The organism is Streptomyces sp. NPDC030809, assembly GCF_055572195.1.
On record NZ_JBVIDV010000010.1, the window covers coordinates 80,338 to 101,548 of the forward strand.

A 21,211-nucleotide genomic window follows, 5' to 3' on the forward strand; every position below is an offset into this window, starting at 1 on the left:
GGGTGCCCCTTCATGTGCACGTGCCGCTGCACGTCCGGCTGGTGGAGCCGGTCACGGCCCGCGAGCTGGCGCTGCTGGAGAAGGCGGTGGGCGATGCCTGCCGGCGTGCGCTGGAGACCGCCCGCCGCGAGGTGGTGGACGCCCGGGGGAGCGGCCGGCCGGTGGTGGTGCACCGCGAGCCCCCGGTGTTCACGGGCCTGACCCCGGCCGAGGGGGTGCGGGAGCACGCCTCCGAGGCCGTACGCCGCGGGCTGGACTACGCGGTGTCCGCCTCGGGGCTGCTGCGCCGGCGGGGAACCCCGGCGCCGCGGACGGCCGTTCCGGCGGACGAGCCGCTGGATCCGGGGCGCGTGGGCGGAGCGCCGGGCGGGCACGGCAGCGGCGAGGGGGATGACGGGGCTGCGGATGCCACGTACCGGATCCCCTCCTACGACCACGGCGGGGCGGAGGTGGCGGTCCCGCTGTTCCACCGGCAGGGCGAGCGCAAGGACTGGGTGTACCTGCCGTACGTCGGCGAGGTGCTGTCGGAGAAGGAGGCCCTGCACGCCGCGTGGCTGGCGCACCTGGACCGGCACGGGGCGGTGTGGAAGCCGGAGGAGCACGGCCATCCGGGCTATGCCGGGCTGGTCGTGTACAAGGGCCGGGCCATCCCGGCCCTCGCCTGGATCACCGACGTGAAGAAGGAGCTGCTGCAGCCGGACGGAACGCTGCCCGAGGACGCCCACGGCAAGGAGTGCCATGCGTTCCCGCTGCTCGGCCTGCAGCAGACCGGGGCCGGTGCCCGGTCGGTGCTGTCCTCGGCGGGCGGGCTCGCGCCGTACTACGACCTCGTGCGCACCGACCGGCCCGGGACGGTGGAATCCGTGGACAAGCGGCTCCTGGAACTCCTCGACGAGGCCCGGGAGCCGGCCGGCCACCCGCTCCGCGAGGCCGGGGCCCGGCGCCGGTACGCCGAACGGCTGCTGGAGGGGGCGCAGGGGCCCAGCGTGCTCTGCGAGGTGTTCGCGGACCGGAAGCTGCTGGCGGTGATGAAGGACGTCGTCCCGGCCCGGATCCGCTTCGTGACCGCCGTCCCGCGGCCCGCCGCGGCGCCCGCACGGCCCGCGCCGGGTGCCGCGCGGGCCGGCGCGGGGGCGGTCCGGCAGCCTGCGAGGCCGCCCAGGCCGGTCTGGCCGAGGGACCTCAGCGGCAGGACGCTGGGCTGCACCCCGTACGAAGGGGAGCCGGAGTGGCGCTCGCTGCCCCGCTCCGGGGACCGGCTGGGCGACGGGATCCGGCACCTGGCCCGCCTCCTGGACGTGCCCGAGTGCGGCTACGCCGGGATGTTCGCGCTGAACTGCGCCCGGGTGATCTCCGCGCGGGCGCACGCCGTCGGCATGGCCTCGGTGAAGAGCACCGTCACCACGCAGGTGTCGGTCCGCGGGGACGGCAAGGGCAACAACGGCTATCTGCACCTGCGCCCGGGCCAGGCCCCCGAACTGGGCTTCCTGCACCGGCTGGCCGAGGCCGCGCGGACGGTCCGCGAACTGGCCGACGAGGTGGCGCTCGTCTACCAGCTGCCGGACAACGCCCAGAAGGTCCGGCCGAGCGGCGGCGGGCCCGTCTCGAACGCGGCCGGCTGGAGCCTGGGCTTCCTCAAGGAGGTCCACTCCACCCTGACCGACGGCTGCACCTACCTGTACGCCGAGACCTGCCGGGTGCTGCTGCTCCAGCAGCTGCGCTCGTCCCGCACCGCGATCGTCCAGCGCAGGGGGCCGCACGCCGAGGCTTCGGTGCAGCACTTCTCGCAGGTGCTGGACGTGCTCGGCGGCAGCGTGGTGAAGCTGATGGTGCTGCTCACGGCCGTGCGCCACGCCGAGCGCACGGGTGCGACGGGCCCGGTGCGCGCGGTGCTCTCCGTCCGGGAGAGGCAGTACCGGCCCGGCTACCACGAGCACCACGTCCTGCTCCCGCCCCCCATCAACCACGTCAGTGCACGCACCCTGGCCGATCTCGCCGACAGCCGGATCGAGCGGGGCGGGACCGTCCACCTGGCGGTGCACGGCGGCCGGAACTGGACGGCTGCGGACCTGGAGGCCGGCATCAACGCCCGGCGGGGCCTGGTCAACCAGGTGGACCCGCTCTTCTTCCAGATCGGGGACCTGGAGGAGGTCTTCGTCTCCGCCCAGCGGGATCCCGCCGCGGTCGGCGCCTTCCTCGGGAACCTGCTCGCGCAGATGGACCAGGCCAACGCGGAGATGACCCGGAAGGCCGCCGAACCGGAGGGCGGCGCGTTCTTCGCCCTGGAGGTCTCCCGGCGGGTCGAGGCGACGAGCAGCCGGGACGCGCGCGGCCTGTGGTTCCAGCTGTCCGGCATCCACGCCCTGGCGGACGAGGAACTGCGGCCGCACGCCGGAGCGCTCCAGGAGTACGCGGACGGGGTGAACCTGGCGCTCGGCCGCAAGTACCAGGCCGATGTGGCGGTGAAGGCCTTCGCCTCGGCGGGCGTGCTGGTCCTGGGCCTGCTCTGCGCCCCGCTGGGGGCCGCGGCGGCGGGGCTGATCACGGGGGTGGTGTCCGTGTCGCTGGCGGTCTCGGACGTTCTGGACGCCCGGGAGAAGGGCCGGCTGTACCAGTCGGTGATGGACCCCGAGGCGCTGCTGCACTGGCAGGAGGTCCAGGCCGAGCAGTTGTCGGCCGCCATCGGGCTGGCGTTCTCCGTCTTCGACCTGCACCAGATCGCCGGGGGCGCCAAGGTGATCGTGGGCCGTGCCGCGCAGCTGTGGAAGGTGGGCCGGCGGGCCGGGGTGTCCGTCGTGACGGCGGACGTACGGCGCCGGCTGGTCGCGAACCTGGCGAACGAGCTGCTGGAGCACGCCCTCAGACAGGCCGTCACGCAGGCGGTGGTGATGGAGGTGGTCGACCAGGTCGTGACCCGGGTGGTGTCTCCGGCCGTGCAGGCGTGGACCCGGGAGCAGGGCGTCCGGCACGGGACGTGGGAGCCGGACCCGGAGGACGGGGAGAAGCGATGACCTACACGATCGACCGGACGCGGCTGGTCCAGCAGATCCGACAGTTCACGCGGGACCATCCCGGAGCGCAGGCGGCCGTCCGGGCGCTGGCGGCCCTCCACGGGCGCGCCCCGGCCCAGCGCACCGTCGACCGGCTGACGGAGCTGATGGTCCTCCGGGGCACCGGAGTGCACGTGGCGCGGCTCACCACCACCCGGAACCGCATGGAGCAGGCGCTGAACTCCCTCCTGGACGACCTCCACGCCCTCCACTCCGAGGACCCCCGGCCCCTGCGCGACCCCGCGGTACGGTCGCGCGACCTGCAGGCCCTGTCCGCCGTCCTCGACAACCTCCAGACCTTCCGCGACGATCTGGCGTTCGTACTCAAGTCGGAAGAGCACGACTGGCAGTTGATCGCCCGCAACGAGCTGGAGGCCCTGGGCGGGCACACCCGCTCCTACACCCCCGCCGAGCGGGCCGGGCTGCCCCCTGCTGCCCCGCCCCGCCCGGCGGCAGGAGCCGGGCCCGAGCTCGCGGCCGCCGCGGAGCGGCTGTTCGAGGCGATCGAGACCGCCCCGCCGTCCCCGGTGCGGCCGGAGCGCGTGGGCGGCCGTCCCGGGGCCCCGCACAAGCCGCTCACCGCCCGGCAGTACGGGCGCCAGTCGCTCAAGGTGACCCGGGCGGCCCGCAGCTTCGTGGCGATGTTCGAACACGGGGCGCAGGACCCGGTGGCCGCGGCGGTGAAGTCGGTGCTGGCCGGGCAGGACGGCCTGGAGGCCCGCAACCGGATGGCGATCGCGATCCTGGTGGCGCAGGACCGGATCCGGCCCGGCCGCAGGGTGCCGGGCAGCGGCCCGCACGTGGAGGCGGGCCGGTACCAGGAGCGGGTGACGGGCTCCTCCTTCGAGTGGACCGGGAAGCTGCAGGCGCCGGTGCGCACGTTCACGACGATCGGCATCGACGGGATCGTGGACGGTTTCGTGTACGACGCCAAGCACACGGGCGTGGCGGTCTCCGAGTCCGGCCACCTCCAGGGCCGGAAGTCGCCGGGGCGGGTGCGCAAGGAGCCGGCCCCGGGGGCACCCGAGGCCGGGGCCGCCGGGAAGCAGCCCGCGGAGGCCGGCACGCCGGAGGCGAAGGCACCGGGCAAGGGGCCGGCGAAGAAACCGTCGGGGAAGAAACCCGGGGAGAAGCCCGCGCAGAAGAAGGACAGGCCCGAGTACGAGTCCGACGAGATCCAGGGCGGCATCCCGCGCCGGGACACCTCCTGGCAGCGCGACACCACCCCGAAGCTGACCACCGAGATGCGGCCCCCCGAGAAGGTGACCGCCCGCGAACTGATCGCCGTGTACGAGGAGAAGACGGGGATCTCGGTGGTCGGGGAGATGGAGCGGCAGCTGGTGTTCGCCCGGGAGAACGGGCTGCGCGGGGTGGTGTGGGTGACCAACTCCGAGGAGCTGCAGAAGGCCTTCCTGGAGGTCTTCCACTCCGAGGTCCGGATCCCCACCGGCCCGGACCTGATCATGGAGATCCGGGTGAAGGAGTGACATGAGCTCCGCATCGACCCTCGACGAGTTCCAGAGCCTGCCCTCGGCGATCATCACCGACGGGCTGCTGGTGGTGCCGCTGTTCGCGGTGCAGCGGCTCGCGGTCAGCTCGCGCTACACCCTGCCGCCGATCGGCACCCCCTCGTTCCGGGCGGCCGTGGGCAACGCCAGTGAGACGGCCAGCCTCACGGCCCTGCTGGTGGGGCCGCAGCGGCACGCCTGGAAGCAGGGGCTGGAGCTGCTCGCCGACTTCGCCAAGCGGGGCGGGGCGATCGGCCGCTTCACCGGCGGCAAGGTCTCCGGCCTGATCCTGGCCACGCGCATGACCGTCCGGATGAACATGCACGTCACCAGCCTCGGCTTCGCCGCGTCCTCGCAGCGGCTCGACACGATCGAGGTGAACATCGAGCTCCAGCACGTGGCACCCCCGGGCCCGGTCGACCTGCTGACCGACGCGGGGATGCTGGCGGCCTCGACGGCTACGGAGTTCCTGTGACCACCCTCGTACTCCCGGAAGGGTTCGAGCCGCTGCCCTTCAACGCGTCGCTGGGGCTGCCCCAGCGGGTGCACGTGCGGGCCGGGCGGCGGGCGCTGACGGTCACTCTGGTCGCGCTGACCGCCGACCTCGTGGGGGCGCTGGCCGCCGAGCCCGCGCGGACCGTCGTGGACGGGGGCGCGGAGTCCGCGCCCCGGCCGGGCCCGCCCCCCGGCGTCCGGCCGGAGGACTGGGCCAGGCTGCGGGAGGGGACCCGGGCCGGGCTGACCTCGCCGGTGCCGGGCGCGCTGGACCCCGCGGCGGTGCGCCCGTACCTGGTGGTGCTGGAGGCGGGCCGGCCGATCGGGTCGGCGCCGGTGGTGGTCGGGCGGCCGATGGCCTTCGGCAGCTCGGCGGAGCACGCCCTTGTGATCGAGATCCTGGTGGCCGAACTCGTCCTCGGCGCGCGGGCGCTGGTGGAGCCGGCCGAGGTGGGAAGCCGCATCCTGGCGGGCTTCCGCGAACGCGCCGGCGGCAGTCCCCCGCCGGCCCCGCCCGGCCGGGCGGAGGAAGGGAGCCCCTATGACCTCCTTGTCTAGTGTCACCTCCGGAGCGATGTCGGCGGCCGGGGCGGCGAGCGAGCCGGTCGTCGGATTCCAGGCCGGGTGGGCCCTGGTCTTCCACAAGGACGACGAGGGCTTCCCCGACCGCACCTCCGAGCCGCTGCTGCTGACGCACGCCGGCCACCGGCTGGAGGTGAAGGTCGACGCCGACGACACCCTGCGGGGCGCGACGTTCGAGATCGTCCTCGACGGGCTGCCCGACAAGGAGTACGCGGCCATCGCGGCCGGCAACTACGTGCACGTGGAGATCCGGCTCGGCTGGTGGGACCTCAAACGGGGGTTCGTGCGCTCGGCGCTCGGGGCGCTCGGGGCGCCGCCGCCCGGCGGGCTCGACGGCAAGGACGACGGGTTCCACGCGGTGCTGGAGGGCCGGGTGCTGTCGGTCGAGCGCACCCACGGGGAGTTCACGTACCGCACCCGCTTCTCCGGCATCGACGCCGCCTACCACCGGATGCAGGTGCAGAAGCCCATGCTGGACACCGCGCAGGCGGCGCGGACCGTGGTCGGCTACGCCACCGGGCTCTGCACGGAGAACCGGAAGGTGAACGTGCCGGTCCGGGGCGCGGGGGCGGACATCGACCTCGACGGCGAGTTCGACATCGGCGCGGACGGCTCGGTGGTCCAGGCGCTGCAGGAACTGGCGCGGCTGTCCCACGGCGGGAGCGCCGCGCTGGAGGTGCCGATGTTCCTGCGCGCCGGGGAGCTCCACGTGGGGTACTGGCGGGAGCCCGTGGAAGGCGGCCGGAGCTGGGAGCTGACCCCGGCGACCGGGCTGGTGGAGAGCCGCCCGGTGGTGGAACCGGACCCGGACGGGGTGCCGAAGGACTCGCCCTTCGCCGCGCCGCCGGTGCGGAGGTTCGACCTGACCCTGCTCGGGCGGCCCGACATCGGCGTGGGGGACGTGGTGCGGGCGGACCTGCCCAACCCCTCGCCCGCATCCCTGACGGGGACCCTCGCCGCATCCGCGCTCGGGCCCCTGGGCGATGCCGTGGCGGGGGTGGCGGCGGGTTTCAAGGCGGCCGCACCGCCGGACCTCAAGGAGTACGGGGTGATCGGCGTGCACCACCGGCTGAGCCCGGCGGAGGGGTTCGTCACCCGGCTCACCGTCGAGCTCCGCTTCGAGGACGAGCGGCGGGCGGTGCATCCGCGCTCCGGCAGCGGCGACGAGGTCACCCGCCTCGCGTCGGCCGTGGCCGGGCAGCGCCGCCGGGCCGGTGCGGAGCAGCGGTTCCACGAGGTGGGGCTGGTCCGGCGGCAGGACGTGGCGCCCACGGTCCGCGACGGTCACGAGGTGGCGGCGCAGACCCTGGTGCTGGACGAGGGGGTGGCCGAGACCCCGGCGCCGAACGTGCCGACCCGGGCGCAGCCCGCCGAGTCCCCGGCCCGGCTGGCGGACAAGCCGTACCTGACCCCGTACGCGTTCGGCGGGACGGGCCTGGTGGTCCCGCACTACCCGGGGATGCGGGTGATCAGCCTGCACTACCGCGGGGACCGGCAGAACGCGGTGGTCAGCGGGGCGCTGTGGGAGGCGGACGCGGCGCCGCGCTCGCACCTGGGCGACTGGTGGCTGAGCCTGCCCACCAACCTGGCGGGGACCGGGGATTCGGGGGAGTCGGCCGGGGACCCGGCGACCGCGCCCCGCCCGAGCGGTCCGGCCAGCCACGACCTGATCGACGGGACGGGCGGCCGGGTGATCCAGGTCCGCGGGCTGCGGATCAGCATCGGCGAGGCGCTGATGAAGCCGGTGGGCAAGCGCCCGGACGATGCCGATGCGAACCGGGTGGTGATCGAGAGCGCCGCGGGGAAGGCCCGGATCTGCATCGACGACGAGGGCAACATCGAGATCGGCACGGACAAGGACCTCACCCTGTCCGCGAACAAGATCACTCTCCGTACGCAGACCACCGTGGAGGTGGTCTGATGGCCTCCGGCACCTCCTCCTCCCACGAGGGCGCCGCCCTGGAGCGGCGCGTACTGGGCCACGGCATCGCCCTCGCCCCGGTCGGGGCCGGCGGGATCGGCCACGACCTGGTGTTCACCCAGGGCACGGGCGGGCGGGACCTCGCGGTGGTCGAGGGCGCGGAGAACCTGGCGCAGTGCCTGGGCATCGCCCTGCTGACCGCCCCGGGCACCGATCCGTTCCACGTGGACTTCGGCTTCGACGGGCTGCGGGTGCTCACCCGGGGGCTGACCCGGCCGATGACGCTGGAGCTGCTGCGGCTGTCCGTGCTGCGCACCCTCGCCGCGGACGCCCGGGTGGCCGAGGTCGTCGAACTCACTCTGGCCGAGGAGACGGAGGGCAGCCGCCGCTGGCAGGTGACGGCCGTCCTGCGCACGGTCCTCGGCAGCGCACTGCACACCGTGATCGGGGAGGTCACCGCCGATGCCTGAGGACGTACAGCTCACCGATCTGCAGGAGCTGGTGCGGATCAGCGGCTCCGGGAAACCCTTCGGGATCACCCCCGAGGGGTTCGTGCCCAAGCCGCTGGCCCGGCTGCTGGAGGAGAAGAAGGCCGCCGCCCAGGTGCTGTTCGGCGCCGACGTGGACCTCACGGCGGGCAGCGCCCTGCGCAAGATCCTGGAGATCATCGCCCTGGAGGAGGCCCGGTCCTGGGTGCACCTCGCGCTCGCGTACGAGGACACCCGCGTGAGCACGGCCACGGGCGACGCGCTGACTCGGCTGGGCGCCGAGCTGGGGCTGCCGCGGCCGCACCACCGGGCGGTCGGGCAGGTCGCCTTCGACCTCAAGGGCACCCTGCCGCCCGAGGTGCCGGCGCTGGTGCTGCCCCGCGGGACCCGGCTGCTGACCGCGAACCGGCACGACTACTTCACCGACGAGCCGGCCACGCTCACCAACACCGGCCGGCTGGCCACGGTGGCCGTACGCGCCTTCGAACCCGGTCCCGGGCACGATGCGGCGGCGAACGAGGTGGGCGGTTTCCATCCGCTGGACCCCAAGTCGGACCTGGTGCGGAAGCTGTCGGCGGGCGGCCAGCCGCTGGTGACCGTCAAGCACACCACCGCCACCGACGGCGGGGGTACGTACTGGAGCGACTCCCGCTACCGCGAACTGCTGCTCGCCTACCCGCGCAACCTGTGGACCCCGGAGGCGGTCCGGATCGCGGTGTCCCTGGTGCCCGGGGTCCGCCAGGCGCTGGTGCACGACCTGTACGGCGGACTGGACATCGACAAGCCCATCTTCGGCAGCTTCACCTTCCTGGAGCGGCTGTTCTCGCAGGAACGCAGCCTCGGCAACCCGCACTTCTTCACCGTGCTGGTCGCCCCGGAGGAAGGCGCGCTCTGGGAGGGCCCGGGCCAGCTGGCCGAACGGGTGGCGGCCGCGATCGACCGGGTCCGGCCCGTGGGCGTCGCCCCGAACATCGACCGGGCCGGCGAGGTGTCGGTGGGGTTCGCCTGCAAGATCTCGGTGGAGGGGCTGCCCATCCCGGCCGGCCGCCCCGACTCCGTCGCCTCCCCCGAGGCGGCCGCCCTCAAGGGCCGGATCCTGGACCGGGTACGGCGGCGGGTCCAGGCCCTCGGCATGGGCGAGCCGGTGCGCTACAGCGAGGTCCTCTGGTCGGCCATGGAGGAGCCGGGGGTGGTCGACGCCCGCGGGCTCCGGCTGCGCCGCTTCCCGCCCCAGCTGCCCTTCGATCCGGCCGGCCCCCCGCCGAAGTTCCAGGAACTGGCGGCCGAGGAGGACGTGACCGTCAGCCCCAAGGAGGTCGCCCAACTCGTGGACGCCCTGGTGGAGATCACGATCGCATGAGCCGGGAACCCGACCAACGGCTGCTCGTCGCCTCCGGGCTGGAGAGCGGGCTCGCCGCCCTGCCGCCGGTGTACGCCGCGGGGGCCGCGCAGCGCACGCTCCCGCTGGCCGGGGGCGTGCTCACCACCGCCGCACCCGGGGTGCCGCCCGCCCCCGGGGAACCGCCCCTGCACGAACCGGTGCTCCTGCTGCGGCTGCGGCGGCCGCTGGCCGACGAGGCCGTGGTGGTCCTGTGCCGGCCGGAGGGGGCCGCGGAGGAGCTGCCGGCGGTGGTCTTCGCGCCCTTCTCCGGGGCCGGCACCCTGCTCCCCGCCTTCCTCCCGCCCTCGGGCGGTCCGCTGAAGGCGACCGTGAAGGTGCACCTCGTGCCGGCCCCCGCCTGCCACGCGGAGGTGCCCGCCGAGAACGTCCGCGGCCCCGTACTGCCCGCGCAGGAGGCGGGGGAGCTCGTCGAGGGGGTGCTCCTCGAAGGGCTGCTGGCCCGGCTCGCGTTCCTGGCCACCCTGGAGAAGCAGCGCATCATCCGGCAGGCCAGGGAGATCGGCGCCTGCCGGCACGCGGAGCTGGCCTTCTCGGGGGCCCTCGACTCCCTCGGCCGGGACCTGGCCGTCCTGCGGCTCCCGGACGAGGACGACGCGCACTACCGCAGCAGGCTGGCGATGTTCGCCTCCTGGCGGCTGCCCACCCCGCCCGCGGTGGCGGAGGCCCTCAACGGGCCCGGGCCGGACGGCGCGCCCAATGCCGGACTGCCCTCCCGGGTCGGGATCGCCGCCCGCTTCCGGGTGGTGGAGGAGCAGAACCCGCTGGCGCTGGCCACCCGGCTGGTCCACGTGGGTCCGCAGGGCGCGGCCCGCCGGGCCCGCTTCCACCAGATGCTGCGCGGACTGCACCTGCTGGACCTCGACGCCCCCGTACCGGTGGAGTTGCCGCCCGGGCGGCGGCGCCGGCTGGAGGAGGCCCGGCAGGTGCTGGCGGACCCGGCGCGGGTGGTCCGTCCGGCCGGGCCCCCGGCCGTCCGCCATCTGGCGCCCGGTCTGGCGGAGGCACTGGCCCGCCTGGTGCGGCTGGTACGGGCGCTGGGCGACACCAAGCCGGTGGCGCTGCGCCGGGCGTACGTGGAGGAGCCCGATCCCCTGCACGAGCTGGGGCTGGGCGCCACCCTGGAGGCGTTCGGGGAGCAGCGGCTGTCGGCGATGGCCTCGAAGGCGGGGGCGCTGGCCCAGCAGGGCGGCGAACTGGGGGCGCTGGCCCGCAGCCTGGTCCCGCGGCCGTTCGCCCAGGATCCGGCCGGGCGCTGGCTGATGGCGCCCTGCGGTCTGCAGACCGTGCACGCGTTCGGCGAGGGGTCCGTGTTCGTGTCCCCGCTGCCGATGTCGGGGCTGACCGTGGCGGGGCCGCCGGAGCTGGCCCCGGGCGCGGCCGCCGTGTTCGAGGCGCGGCACAGCGCGGACACCCGTACGGGCGGCCTGCACGTGCTGGCCGCGGAGGCGGTGCGGCGGGCCGCGGAGCTGTTCCCGCAGCGGCAGCTGGGCCAGGTGCCGGCCCCGCTGACGGGGGCCGCGCTGGAGACGGCGGTACGGGCGGTGGCCGCGGCGGAGGGCACGGTCCCGCCGCCCGAGGTGGCCCCGCTGGTGGACGGGCAGCTGCTGGCGGGGCGCGGCTCGGCCTTCGCGCGGGAGCTGCTGGAGCGCGTCGTGCCGGAGCAGGTGGTCGCGTATCCGTTCCCGAAGGCCCAGCTGACCGCGCTGGGGGCCGGGGAGGCGCTGCGCGCCCAGGTGGAGCGGCGGGCGCAGGCCCTGCTGGACGGTGGTTTCTACAGCGTGCAGGGGGTGTGGGACGGGCCGGGGAACCGGATGCTGCTGCTGGCGGCGGTCGCCCTGATGCCGGGCCGGCCGCCGAAGCAGGGGGAGGCGCCCCCGGCGGAGTTCCGCTGGTACGCCACGGGCCTGCCGGCCTCCGGGCAGCCGGTGGCGCTGACCGCGGCCACGGGCGGCCGGGCCGGGGTGGCGGCGGGTGCGGACGGCGGGCTGGCGCTGCTGGTGTGCCTGGCGCATGCGCGCCGGGGGCTGGCGGAGCCGTACGGGGTGAAGGTGGACCTGCCCGACGGGGTGCGGCTCGACCGGGACCAGTACGGCTATGTGATGAACCTGCTGGAGACGCTGTGCCCGCTGGGCATCGAGATCAACACGGTGGAGCTGCGCCGCAGCCACCTCGGCTTCGGAACGGAACCCGGCGGCACCGCCGGGGCCCTGGACGCGTCCCGTACGTACCACCGCTACCGGCGGCCGCGGAAGGCGGGGGACGACGGGTGACGGGTGCCTTCGTCCCCCGCGGGACGGGGCACCCGGGGGACGGGGTCTGACGCGGGTGGAGCAAGGCCGGGGTGTTCCGCTGGCATGCCGCGGGGGGTCGGAGCACCCTGGGTGCCATGGCTTTCGGGATCTCGTTCCAGCGGACCTTCAAGCACCGGCCGTGGATCGACGCGGTGGACCGGGTCGCGGCGGCCGGGGACAACGGCTTCAACGTCCGGTTCCAGATGCTGGAGGCGGACCTCGACACCATCGGCAGCCGCTTCGCCGCGGTCAGCTCGGCGCTGGACTCGCTCGTGGCGGTCGGCGGGGCGACCCGGAGCGTGGCCATCGCCCCGCTGCTCACCACGGTCGGGCCCGTCGGATGGGACCATTCCACCCCCGGTGAGGCGCGCAAGGGGGCGACGGCGGAGGTGGCGAAGGGGGCCGTGCCGGTCTCCCTGCCGGCCGGCGGCACGATCACCAGGTTCGGCGCGTTCGGCACCTGCTCCGGAGTGGGCCGGCTGAAGCTGGATCTCGTCCGGCGCAACCTCGCCGGCGGCGGCGAGGTGAAGGTCGTCCAGCTGGTTGCGCAGCCCAGCGGCGGTTTCACCCTGGAGAAGGCCCCCGATCCGGCGAACGCCGTGGTCGACGCCAAGGCCGGCTACTTCATCCTCGCCCAGACCGACGGGGCGGCGGCGAGCGACACCATGACCCTCACCGGCTTCCGCGTGTCGTACACGGAACCGGCCTCGTGACCGACCCCGGCACGGACCCGGTCCCCCTCGAACTGAGCCCGGACGGCATCGCGGTCTCCCCGGACGGCGCGCGGCTGTACGTGTCCAGCCCCGAGGAGTCCGGGGCGCTGTTCGTGCTGGACACCGGCACGCACGCGGTGCTGGAGCGGCTCGACTGCTCCGGTGCGAAGGACATCGCGCCCGCCCCGGGCGGCGGGCGGCTGTACGTCGTGGACCGGGAGCGGGACGCGGTGTCCGTCGTGTCCGTCGCGGACCCGGGCCGGGCGGCGGTCACCGGGTCCGTCGCGCTGGGCGCGGCGCCGGTGAACGCGGTGGTCACCCCGGACGGTTCGCGGCTGTACGTGACGGTCCAGCCGGGCGGGGTGGCGGTGGTCGACACCCGGACGGACCGGCTGATCCGCACGGTCCGCGTGGGCGAGGATCCCGCGGGCATCGCGGTCTCCCCGGACGGCGCGCGGGTGTACGTGACGGACCGTCTGTTCGAGGGCTGCCTGCACGTGATCGACACCCGGACGGACACGGTCGAGGGCGGGCCGGTCGCCGTCGGCGCACTGCCGCTGGCGGTGGCCGTGAGCCCGGACGGCCGCCGCGCCTTCGTCGTCAACCACGAGGGCGGCACCGTCTCGGTGGTCGACACCGCCGCCGGGACCGTGACCGCCACGGTCCCGGTGGGGGCGTTCCCCCGGCGGGCGCTGGTGTCCCGGGACGGCAGGCGCCTCTACGCGGGGTGTTCGGACGGGACGGTCGCGGTGGTCGACACCGGGACCCTGACGGTGGCGCGCACGATCGCGGTGGCGGGTACTCCGGGGGCGATGGCCGCCGCTCCGGACGGGCACCGCATCTACGCGGCGGACTTCGGCGGCCGGTTCGTGCTGCCCTTCGACACCCGGACCGCCACCTTCCGTACGGCCCGGCGCCCGGAGGAGGCGGCGCTCTCCCCGGACGGCCGCCGGCTGTACGTCAGCGGTGCGGGGGACGGCACGGTCGCGGTCTCCTCGACCCGTCCGGTCACGGTCGCCGCGGGCCGGGCCCCGACTGCGGTGGCCGTGTCCCCGGACGGCCGGGAGGGGTACGCCGTCGGTTCCGGCGGCGGGGTCCTGGTCCTGGACACCGTCGCGGGCACGGTGTCCGCCACCGTCGCGCTGGGCGGCGCCGGGGCCGAGGTCCTGGCCCTGTCCCCCGACGGCAAGCGCGTCTACGCGGCCGGGCCGGAGCAGCTGGCGGCGGTCGACACCGCCCGGCGGGTGGTCCTGGCCACCGTGACCGGGGCGGCGGATCCGGGCGGTGCGGCGGTCGCCCCGGACGGCTCCCGCCTGTACGTCACCGACCGGTCGGCGGACGCGGTCCTCGTGTTCCGCGCCGACCCGCTGGGCGCCGACGGGGCTCCGGTCGCCGTCGGGCAGGGCCCGCAGGCGGCCGTGCTGACGCCCGACGGCCGCCACCTGTACGTGGGGAACGTCCTCTCCCACGACGTGAGCGTGGTGGACACGCTCCGGCGCGAGGTGCTGGCGACCGTGCACATCGGCAGCCGGCCCGAGTTCCTCGCCGTGAGTCGCGACGGGCGGCGGGTGTACGCGGGTTCCCCGGACGCCCTGACGGTCACGGTCCTGGACACGGGCACCCAGGCCGTGGCGGGCGAGCCGCTGCCCTTCCTCCACGTCCCGCAGGGGCTGGCCGTGAGCGCCGACGGCAGCCGCCTCTACGTCGCCGGGGCCGCCTCGCACGCCCTGCACGTCTTCGACACCGCCGGCCTCGCCCCGGTCGAGCGGATCCCGGCCGGCTTCCGGCCCCGGGCCCTCGCGCTGAGCACCGACGGGCGGAGCGCCCTCGTCGCCTCACCCGACTCCGCAACGGTGTCGGTGGTGGACACCGGCACCACGCGGATCGGGGTGGGCGGGCGCCTCGCGGGCCTGGCGGTGGCACCCGACGGGCGGCGCCTCTACGCGGCCGACGGCGAGGGCGGCACCGTCACCGTGATCGACACGGCCACGCTCCGGACCACGGGCGCGCCGATGGCGGTGGGCGGCTCGCCCCGGGCCCTCGCCGTGGCCCCGGACGGCGCCCGGCTGTACGTCGCCGACCCGGCGGGCGGCACGGTGGCCGTACTCGACACCGCGTCGGGCGCCCCCGCCCTCCCGGCGGTCGCCGTGGGCGGCAGCCCGTCCGGGCTGGCCCTGACCCCGGACGGCAGACGCCTGTACGTGGCCGACTCCGCCTCGGGGACCGTCTCTGCCGTGGACACGGCCTCGGGGACCGTGACCGGCGGCCCCGCCCCTGCCGGGGTGGCCCCGCTGGGTCTGGCCCTCTCCCCGGACCGCTCCCGCCTGTTCGTCGCCGACTCGGGGGCCGAGCAGGTCGTCGTGATCGACACGGGCACGCTCACCGTGACCGGCTCGGTCGCCCTGCCCGCGACCCCGCACGCGGTGGCGGTGGCCCGGGACGGCCGTACCGTCTACGCCACCCTCCCGGCGGCCAAGGCCCTGGCCGCGATCGACACCGCCACCCTCACCCTGTCCGGGCCCCCGGTCCCGGTCGGCAGCTCCCCGCACGGCCTCGCCCTCGACCCGGACGGCAGCCACGCCTACGTCGCGAACGCGGCCTCGGACACGGTCTCGGTGGTGGACTGCTGAGATTGCCGGCCCCCGGGAGGCGTTCCATCCTGGAGCCGTGGTGAACACCGGCACCGCTCCCCTTCCGCTCGGTCGGCAGCCCGTCTGCCTGGCACTGTCCCGGGACGGGCGCAAGCTCTACGTCACGGGCGTACCGTCCGCCGTCTCGGTGATCGACACCGCCGACGACCGCCTGCTCGGCACGTTCAACGGGGCGCCCGGCGACCTCGTGGTCCATCCCGACGGCCGCCTGTACATCTCCAACGGCACGGCGGGCGTGATCGAGGTGGCCGCCGGCACGCAGACGGTGACCCGGACCATCGACGTCGGGGGCAGCCCCGGATCCCTCGCCCTCACCCCGGACGGGCGCCGCATCTACGCGTCGGTCGAGTCCCTGCGCGCCGTGGCCGTGATCGACACCGGGCTCGGCAAGAAGATCCGCGAGATCGCGGTGGGGTCCGAGCCCTCCCGGGTGGCCGTCTCCCCCGACGGGCTGCGCGCGTACGTCTGCGCGGCCGAGGCGGGCAGCGTCACGGTGATCGACACGGGCACCGACACCCTCGTCGGCAGCCCCGTGCCGGTGGGGAGGTTCCCCCTCTCCCTGGCCGTCTCCCCCGACAGCCGGCGGGTGTTCGCCGCCGCCCTGATCGACGGCAAGGTCTCCGTGATCGACACCGCCACCCTCGGGCTCGTCGGCACGGTCGCGGTGGCCGGCTTCCCCCAGGACCTGCAGCTGTCCCCCGACGGCAGGCGGCTGTACGTGTGCCCGAGCGACATCGACGGGATCGTCTCCGTCGACACCGCGAGCCTGAAGGTCCTCCGTACGATCCCGATCGCCGGCGCCCCGTTCCGCATCGCGCTCACCGCCGACGGCCGCCGCGGCTACGCCACCGATCCCGAGGCGCGCACGGTGGTGCCCTTCCTCACCGGCTCCGTGCCCCTCCCGGCCGGCCTCCGCCCGGAGGCGGTGGCGGTGCCGGTGACGGCGGCGGGCGTGTCCGACGGCCGCCGCGTGTACGCCACCTCCTCCGGTGAGGACTGCGTCTGCGTGGTCGGCACCGCGGACACGCGCCTCCCCTGCCGGGGCGAGCCGAGCACCGTGATCGTGGCACCGGACGGCAGCCGGGCGTACGTGGGCAACCGGACCGCGAAGACCGTGTCGGTGGTGGACCTCGGGACGAACACGGTGACCGAGGAGGTCTCCGTGTCCCGTCAGGTCGCCGGGATGTCCCTCACCGCGGACGGCGAGCTGCTGTGCGTGGGCGGCGACGACGGCTTCTCGGTGCTGGGCCTCGGCCCGCCGGCGTCGGAGTTCCTGAGCGCGGACGGAGTGGTGGACGGCGCCCAGGACGTGGCCGTCACCCCCGACGGGTCACACCTGTTCGTCGCCCAGGCCGGTGCGGACGCCGTGGCCGTGTTCGACCTGGCCGCGTTCACCGAAGCCCTTCCGCCCCTGCCGGTGGGCCGTGATGCGGAGGCCCTGGCGCTGACGCCCGGCGGGCACCTGTACGTGGCGAACCTCGAATCGGCGAGCGTGACGGTCATCGACTCCGGCAGCCGCACCGTCCTGGGCACCATCGCGGTGGGCACGTTCCCCTGGGGCCTGGCCGCCGCGCCGGACGGGCAGCGCGTCTACGTCTCCCACCGGGACTCCGGCACCGTGACCTTCCTCGACACCGCCACCCGCAGCGTGGTCGGCGAGCCGGTCCGGGTGGGCCGCAAGCCGAAGGGCATGGCGGTGAGCGCCGATGGACGCCGGCTGTACGTCGCCGCGTCCGTCTCCGGTCTCCTGGTGACCGTGGACACGCAGACGCGGACGGTCGTCGGCCGGACCGCGGCCGGCTTCCGGCCCGTGGACGTGGCCCTGACCCCCGACGGGCGGAGCGCCTGCGTCGCCGCCTCCGGATCCGACGAGCTCTGCGTGGTGGACCTGGGCCCGGCCCGGATCCGGGTGGGCACCCGCCCGGTCGGTCTGGCGGCCGCGAAGGGGCTCGCGTACGTGGCCGACTCCGGGTCCGGGACGGTCTCGGTGATCGACACCCGGACCCATGCCCTCACCGGGACCCCGATCCCGGTGGGCGGCCAGCCCCACGCCCTGGCCCTCGGCCCCGGCGGCAGCCGCCTCTACGTCACCGACTCCGGCGCGGGGACGGTGTCCATCGTGGACACCGCCGCCCGGACCGTGATCGGCGCACCCATCCCCGTCGGCAGCGCCCCGCTCGGCGCGGCGGTCTCCCCCGACGGCACACGGCTCTACGTGGCCGCCTCCGACGCCGGCACCGTCACCGTCGTGGACACGACCAGCGGCACCGTGCTCGGTACGCCCGCCGCGATGGGGGTCGCCCCGACCGCCGTGGCCGTCACCGCCGACGGCGCCCGGCTGTTCGTGGCCGACGCGGGCAAGGACCAGCTGCTCGTGGCCGATGCCGGCACGCTCGCCGTCACCGGCACCGTGGCCCTGCCGGGACCGCCGCACGGCCTGGCGCTCTCCGCAGACGGGAAGCGGCTCTTCGTCACCGTCCCCGCCGAGAAGTGCCTGGTCCTCGTCGACACCGCCACCCTCGCCCCGTCCGAGCCCCCGATCCCGGTCGGGAGCGCCCCGCACGGGGTGGCCCTCGACCCGGACGGCCGCCGGGCGTACGTGGCGAACGCCGCCTCGGACACGGTGTCGGTGGTGGACTGCTGAAATTGCCGACCACCGGCAGCCGCTCCATGCTGGAGCCGTGGTGAACACCGGCACCGCTCCCATCCCGCTCGGCCAGTCCTCCCAATTCCTGGCGCTGTCCAGAGACGGCCGCAGGCTCTACGTCACCGGCGGCACCTCCACGGTCTCCGTGATCGACACCGCCGACGACCGCGTGCTGGGCACGTTCGTCGGAACTCCCGGCGACCTCGTCGCCCATCCCGACGGCAAGCGCCTGTACATCCTCAACGGCGCGGCGGGCGTGTCCGAAGTGGACATCGCCACGCAGAAGCGGACCCGCACCGTGGACGTCGGGGGGAAGCCCGGATCCCTCGCCGTCACCCCGGACGGACGCCGCATCTACGCGTCGGTCGAGTCCCTGCACGCCGTGGCGGTGATCGACACCGACCTGGGCAAGAAGATCCGCGAGATCACGGTGGGTCCCAAGCCCTCCCGGCTCGCCGTCTCCCCCGACGGCCGGCGCGTCTACGTCGCCGACGCCGGGGCGGGCGCCGTGACGGTGGTCGACACCGGCGCCGACACCGCGTTCGCCACCCCCGTACCGGTGGGAAACTCCCCCAGCGCCCTCGCCGTCTCCCCCGACGGCAGCCGGATCTTCGTCGCCGTCCTGCTCGACAACAAGATCTCCGTGATCAACGCCGTCACGCTCGGCGTGAGCGCGACGGTCCCCCTGGCCGGATCCCCCCAGGACCTCCAGCTGTCACCGGACGGCAGGCGCCTGTACGTGTGCCACGGCGAGGTGGACGGGATCACCTCCCTGGACACGGCGAGCCTGAAGACCATCCGTACGGTGCCGATCGGCGGCGCCCCGTTCCGCATCCTGCTGACCCCCGACGGCCGCCGCGGCTACGCCACCGACCGCGGGGCCCGCGCGGTGGTGCCCTTCCTCCCCGATTCGATGCGCGTCCCGGTCGGCACCCGGCCGGAGGGCGTGGCGGCACCGGACGGGCGCCGGGTGTACGTCACCTCCTCCGGCGACGACTCGGTCTCCGTCGTCAGCACCGCCGACACCCGGATCGCCTGCCGCCGCGAGCCGAGCGCGGTGGTCCTGGCGCCGGACGGCGGCCGCGCGTACGTGGGCAACCGGATCGCCAAGTCCGTCCAGGTCGTGGACCTCCGGACGCACACGGTCGTCGAGGAGGTCTTCCTGTCCCGGGCGGTCGCCGGGATGGCCCTGACCGCGGACGGGAAGCGGCTCTTCGTCGCAGGAGACGAAAGCTGGTTCCAGCTGAACACCAGCCCCCGGCTCGACGTGTTCACGAGCGTGGCCGGTGCCGCGGCAGTGGCCCTGGACATCGCCGTCACCCCGGACGGGAAGCGGTTGTTCCTCGCCGATGGGCGGGCGGACGCCGTCCTCGTGATCGACCCGGGCGTTCCGACCGGGCTCGTCGAGTCCTTCCCGACGGGCCGCCTTCCCCACGCCCTCGGGCTGACGCCCGGCGGACACCTGTACGTGGCGAACCTCGACGGGGGCAGTGTGACGGTCATCGACTCCGGCAGCCGCACCGTCCTGGGCACCATCGCGGTGGGCAAGTTCCCGTGCAGCGTCGCCGTGGCACCGGACGGGCAGCGCGTGTATGTCGGCCACCGGGACTCCGGCACCGTGACCTTCCTCGACACCGCCACCCGCAGCGTGGTCGGCGAGCCGGTCCCGGTCGGGCGCCGGCCCATGGGCATGGCGGTGAGCGCGGACGGACGCCGGCTGTACGTGGCGGCGTCCGGCTCGGGGACCATGGTCACGGTGGACACGCAGACGCGGACCGTCGTCGGCACGACCCTGGTCGGCTTCCGGCCCGAGGACCTGGCCCTGACCCCCGACGGGCGGAGCGCCTGCGTCGCCGCCTCCGGCTCCCACCACCTGTGCGTGGTGGACGTGGGGCCCGCCCGGATCCGGGTCGGGACCCGCCCGGTGGGCCTGGCGGCCGCCGACGGGCTCGCGTACGTGGCCGATTCGGGGTCGGGCACGGTCTCGGTGATCGACACCCGGACCCATGCCCTCACCGGGACCCCGATCCCGGTGGGCGGCCAGCCCCACGCCCTGGCCCTCGGCCCCGGCGGCAACCGCCTCTACGTCACCGACTCCGGCGCGGGGACGGTGTCCATCGTGGACACCGCCGCCCGGACCGTGCTCGGCACACCCATCCCCGTCGGCAGCGCCCCCCTCGGCGCAGCGGTCTCCCCCGACGGCACACGGCTCTACGTGGCCGCCTCCGACGCCGGCACCGTCACCGTCGTGGACACGACCAGCGGCACCGTGCTCGGTACGCCCGCCGCGATGGGGGTCGCCCCGACCGCCGTGGCCGTCACCGCCGACGGCGCCCGGCTGTTCGTGGCCGACGCGGGCGCGGACCGGCTGCTCGTGGCCGATGCCGGCACGCTCGCCGTCACCGGCACCGTGGCCCTGCCGGGACCGCCGCACGGCCTGGCGCTCGCGGGGGACGGGAAGCTCCTGCTCGTCACGGTCCCCGCCGCGAAGTGCATGGTCCTGGTCGACACCGCGGCCCTGCGGACGGTCGGCGAGCCGGTGCCGGTGGGCAGCGCCCCGCACGGGGTGGCCTTCGCCGCCGACGGCCGCCGTGCGTACGTCGCGAACACCGGCTCGGACACGCTGTCGATGGTGGACCTGTGAACGGCGGCGCAGCGCCGGGGGGTGACTGACCCATGGCCGAACCCGTGGTCGTCGAAGGGGACCTGGTGACCATCACGGCGCCGAAAGACCCCGCTGCGACGTACACGCTCACACCTGCCGATCCCCTGGAGGTGAAGGGATCGAGCCCGCACGTCCGGGTGGGCGGCCGCGCGGCCTGCCTGCCGGCGGACATCGAGAAGGACCTCACGGCGGAATTCACCTATACCGCCGGCGTGTTCACCACCGCCGGGACAGGAAAGATCTCTTTTACGCTCAAGGAAGCGAACAAGTCCCGGAAAACCGCGGACACCGCCGCCGCAGGCAGCGCGCCCCTCGTGCTGAGCGGCACCGACTTCGTCGCCACGTTCACCTTCGTCAAGCCCGCTCAGGACCCGCAGCAGAAGCCCGACCCCGCTCGGACCACAGGCATGGAGAAGGAGGGAACGGCCTCCTTCTCCTCCCCCGGAGAGCCGGCCGCACTGCACTGCGAGTAGGCGGGCCGCCCCGCCGCCTCAGAGGATGAACACGCTCCGGCCGGGGGCCGGATGCACGATTCGGCCCGGCAGGACCGAGCCGGTCACCTCCCCGTCGCAGAACGGCCCCGACCAGAAGAAGGCCGCCTCGTCCGTGAAGTTGGCGACCTCGGAGGGCACGAAGTCGCCCAGCGGGTAGCAGCCGGACGGGTTCCGGTGGGCCGTCCCGTCGATGAGCAGTACGCCGTTGGCCGCCTGGGCCGTGCCGGGCGCGGCCAGCGCCAGCGTCAGCGCCGCCGCGCACGCTCCGAGCACCCGCACCGCACGCCGTGTTCCACGCATCGGT

Annotated in this window: 14 protein-coding genes; 13 read left to right on the forward strand and 1 reads right to left on the reverse strand. The window is 75.1% G+C overall.

The annotated features are described in order from the left end of the window. The first annotated feature begins 2 nt into the window (after positions 1–2). From ACZ407_RS15575 to ACZ407_RS15635, 13 genes are all read left to right on the forward strand, one after another. On the forward strand, positions 3–3,011 hold the full coding sequence (locus ACZ407_RS15575; protein WP_468128601.1) for a hypothetical protein: 3,009 nt from the start codon (positions 3–5) through the stop codon (positions 3,009–3,011). Beyond that, on the forward strand, positions 3,008–4,537 hold the full coding sequence (locus tag ACZ407_RS15580; RefSeq protein ID WP_468128602.1) for a hypothetical protein: 1,530 nt from the start codon (positions 3,008–3,010) through the stop codon (positions 4,535–4,537). The genes ACZ407_RS15575 and ACZ407_RS15580 overlap by 4 nt, the downstream gene beginning before the upstream one ends. Before the next feature lies 1 nt (position 4,538). After that, positions 4,539–5,033 carry a hypothetical protein gene (locus ACZ407_RS15585; RefSeq protein ID WP_468128603.1) on the forward strand — a complete coding sequence of 165 codons (495 nt, stop codon included), beginning with the start codon at positions 4,539–4,541 and terminating at the stop codon, positions 5,031–5,033. Further along, the gene (locus ACZ407_RS15590) at positions 5,030–5,611 is read left to right on the forward strand and encodes a hypothetical protein (RefSeq protein ID WP_468128604.1); all 582 of its coding nucleotides are present in this window, start codon (positions 5,030–5,032) and stop codon (positions 5,609–5,611) included. The genes ACZ407_RS15585 and ACZ407_RS15590 overlap by 4 nt, the downstream gene beginning before the upstream one ends. After that, positions 5,595–7,556, forward strand: a complete 1,962-nt coding sequence (locus ACZ407_RS15595; protein WP_468128605.1) for a hypothetical protein — start codon at positions 5,595–5,597, stop codon at positions 7,554–7,556. Before ACZ407_RS15590 ends, ACZ407_RS15595 begins: the two co-directional genes overlap by 17 nt. Further along, the gene (locus ACZ407_RS15600; protein ID WP_468128606.1) at positions 7,556–8,026 is read left to right on the forward strand and encodes a hypothetical protein; all 471 of its coding nucleotides are present in this window, start codon (positions 7,556–7,558) and stop codon (positions 8,024–8,026) included. Before ACZ407_RS15595 ends, ACZ407_RS15600 begins: the two co-directional genes overlap by 1 nt. Further along, entirely contained in the window at positions 8,019–9,404 is a 1,386-nt protein-coding gene (locus tag ACZ407_RS15605; RefSeq protein ID WP_468128607.1) for a baseplate J/gp47 family protein, read from the forward strand. Before ACZ407_RS15600 ends, ACZ407_RS15605 begins: the two co-directional genes overlap by 8 nt. Then, positions 9,401–11,716 carry a hypothetical protein gene (locus ACZ407_RS15610; protein ID WP_468128608.1) on the forward strand — a complete coding sequence of 772 codons (2,316 nt, stop codon included), beginning with the start codon at positions 9,401–9,403 and terminating at the stop codon, positions 11,714–11,716. The genes ACZ407_RS15605 and ACZ407_RS15610 overlap by 4 nt, the downstream gene beginning before the upstream one ends. A 116-nt stretch (positions 11,717–11,832) precedes the next feature. Next, positions 11,833–12,450 (forward strand): hypothetical protein, encoded by a 618-nt coding sequence (locus ACZ407_RS15615; RefSeq protein ID WP_468128609.1) that lies wholly within the window; start codon positions 11,833–11,835, stop codon positions 12,448–12,450. Next, positions 12,447–15,080: a YncE family protein gene (locus ACZ407_RS15620; protein WP_468128610.1), complete on the forward strand. Its 2,634-nt coding sequence runs from the start codon at positions 12,447–12,449 to the stop codon at positions 15,078–15,080. The genes ACZ407_RS15615 and ACZ407_RS15620 overlap by 4 nt, the downstream gene beginning before the upstream one ends. Positions 15,081–15,117: 37 nt before the next feature. Next, the gene (locus ACZ407_RS15625) at positions 15,118–17,745 is read left to right on the forward strand and encodes a beta-propeller fold lactonase family protein (protein WP_468128611.1); all 2,628 of its coding nucleotides are present in this window, start codon (positions 15,118–15,120) and stop codon (positions 17,743–17,745) included. 37 nt (positions 17,746–17,782) lie between these two features. Then, positions 17,783–20,392 (forward strand): beta-propeller fold lactonase family protein, encoded by a 2,610-nt coding sequence (locus tag ACZ407_RS15630; protein WP_468128612.1) that lies wholly within the window; start codon positions 17,783–17,785, stop codon positions 20,390–20,392. A 32-nt stretch (positions 20,393–20,424) separates the two neighbouring features. Then, the gene (locus ACZ407_RS15635; RefSeq protein ID WP_468128613.1) at positions 20,425–20,886 is read left to right on the forward strand and encodes a hypothetical protein; all 462 of its coding nucleotides are present in this window, start codon (positions 20,425–20,427) and stop codon (positions 20,884–20,886) included. A gap of 18 nt (positions 20,887–20,904) precedes the next feature. On the opposite strand, the gene ACZ407_RS15640 is transcribed toward ACZ407_RS15635, so the two are convergent. Beyond that, the gene (locus tag ACZ407_RS15640) at positions 20,905–21,207 is read right to left on the reverse strand and encodes a hypothetical protein (protein ID WP_468128614.1); all 303 of its coding nucleotides are present in this window, start codon (positions 21,205–21,207) and stop codon (positions 20,905–20,907) included. Positions 21,208–21,211: the final 4 nt, after the last annotated feature.

Coding starts and splice junctions, on each gene's coding strand:
- ACZ407_RS15580 (WP_468128602.1), top strand. CDS start 3,008: ATGACCTACACGATCGACCGGACGCGGCTGGTCCAGCAGATCCGACAG.
- ACZ407_RS15585 (WP_468128603.1), top strand. CDS start 4,539: ATGAGCTCCGCATCGACCCTCGACGAGTTCCAGAGCCTGCCCTCGGCG.
- ACZ407_RS15595 (WP_468128605.1), top strand. CDS start 5,595: ATGACCTCCTTGTCTAGTGTCACCTCCGGAGCGATGTCGGCGGCCGGG.
- ACZ407_RS15600 (WP_468128606.1), top strand. CDS start 7,556: ATGGCCTCCGGCACCTCCTCCTCCCACGAGGGCGCCGCCCTGGAGCGG.
- ACZ407_RS15605 (WP_468128607.1), top strand. CDS start 8,019: ATGCCTGAGGACGTACAGCTCACCGATCTGCAGGAGCTGGTGCGGATC.
- ACZ407_RS15610 (WP_468128608.1), top strand. CDS start 9,401: ATGAGCCGGGAACCCGACCAACGGCTGCTCGTCGCCTCCGGGCTGGAG.
- ACZ407_RS15615 (WP_468128609.1), top strand. CDS start 11,833: ATGGCTTTCGGGATCTCGTTCCAGCGGACCTTCAAGCACCGGCCGTGG.
- ACZ407_RS15635 (WP_468128613.1), top strand. CDS start 20,425: ATGGCCGAACCCGTGGTCGTCGAAGGGGACCTGGTGACCATCACGGCG.
- ACZ407_RS15640 (WP_468128614.1), bottom strand. CDS start 21,207: ATGCGTGGAACACGGCGTGCGGTGCGGGTGCTCGGAGCGTGCGCGGCG.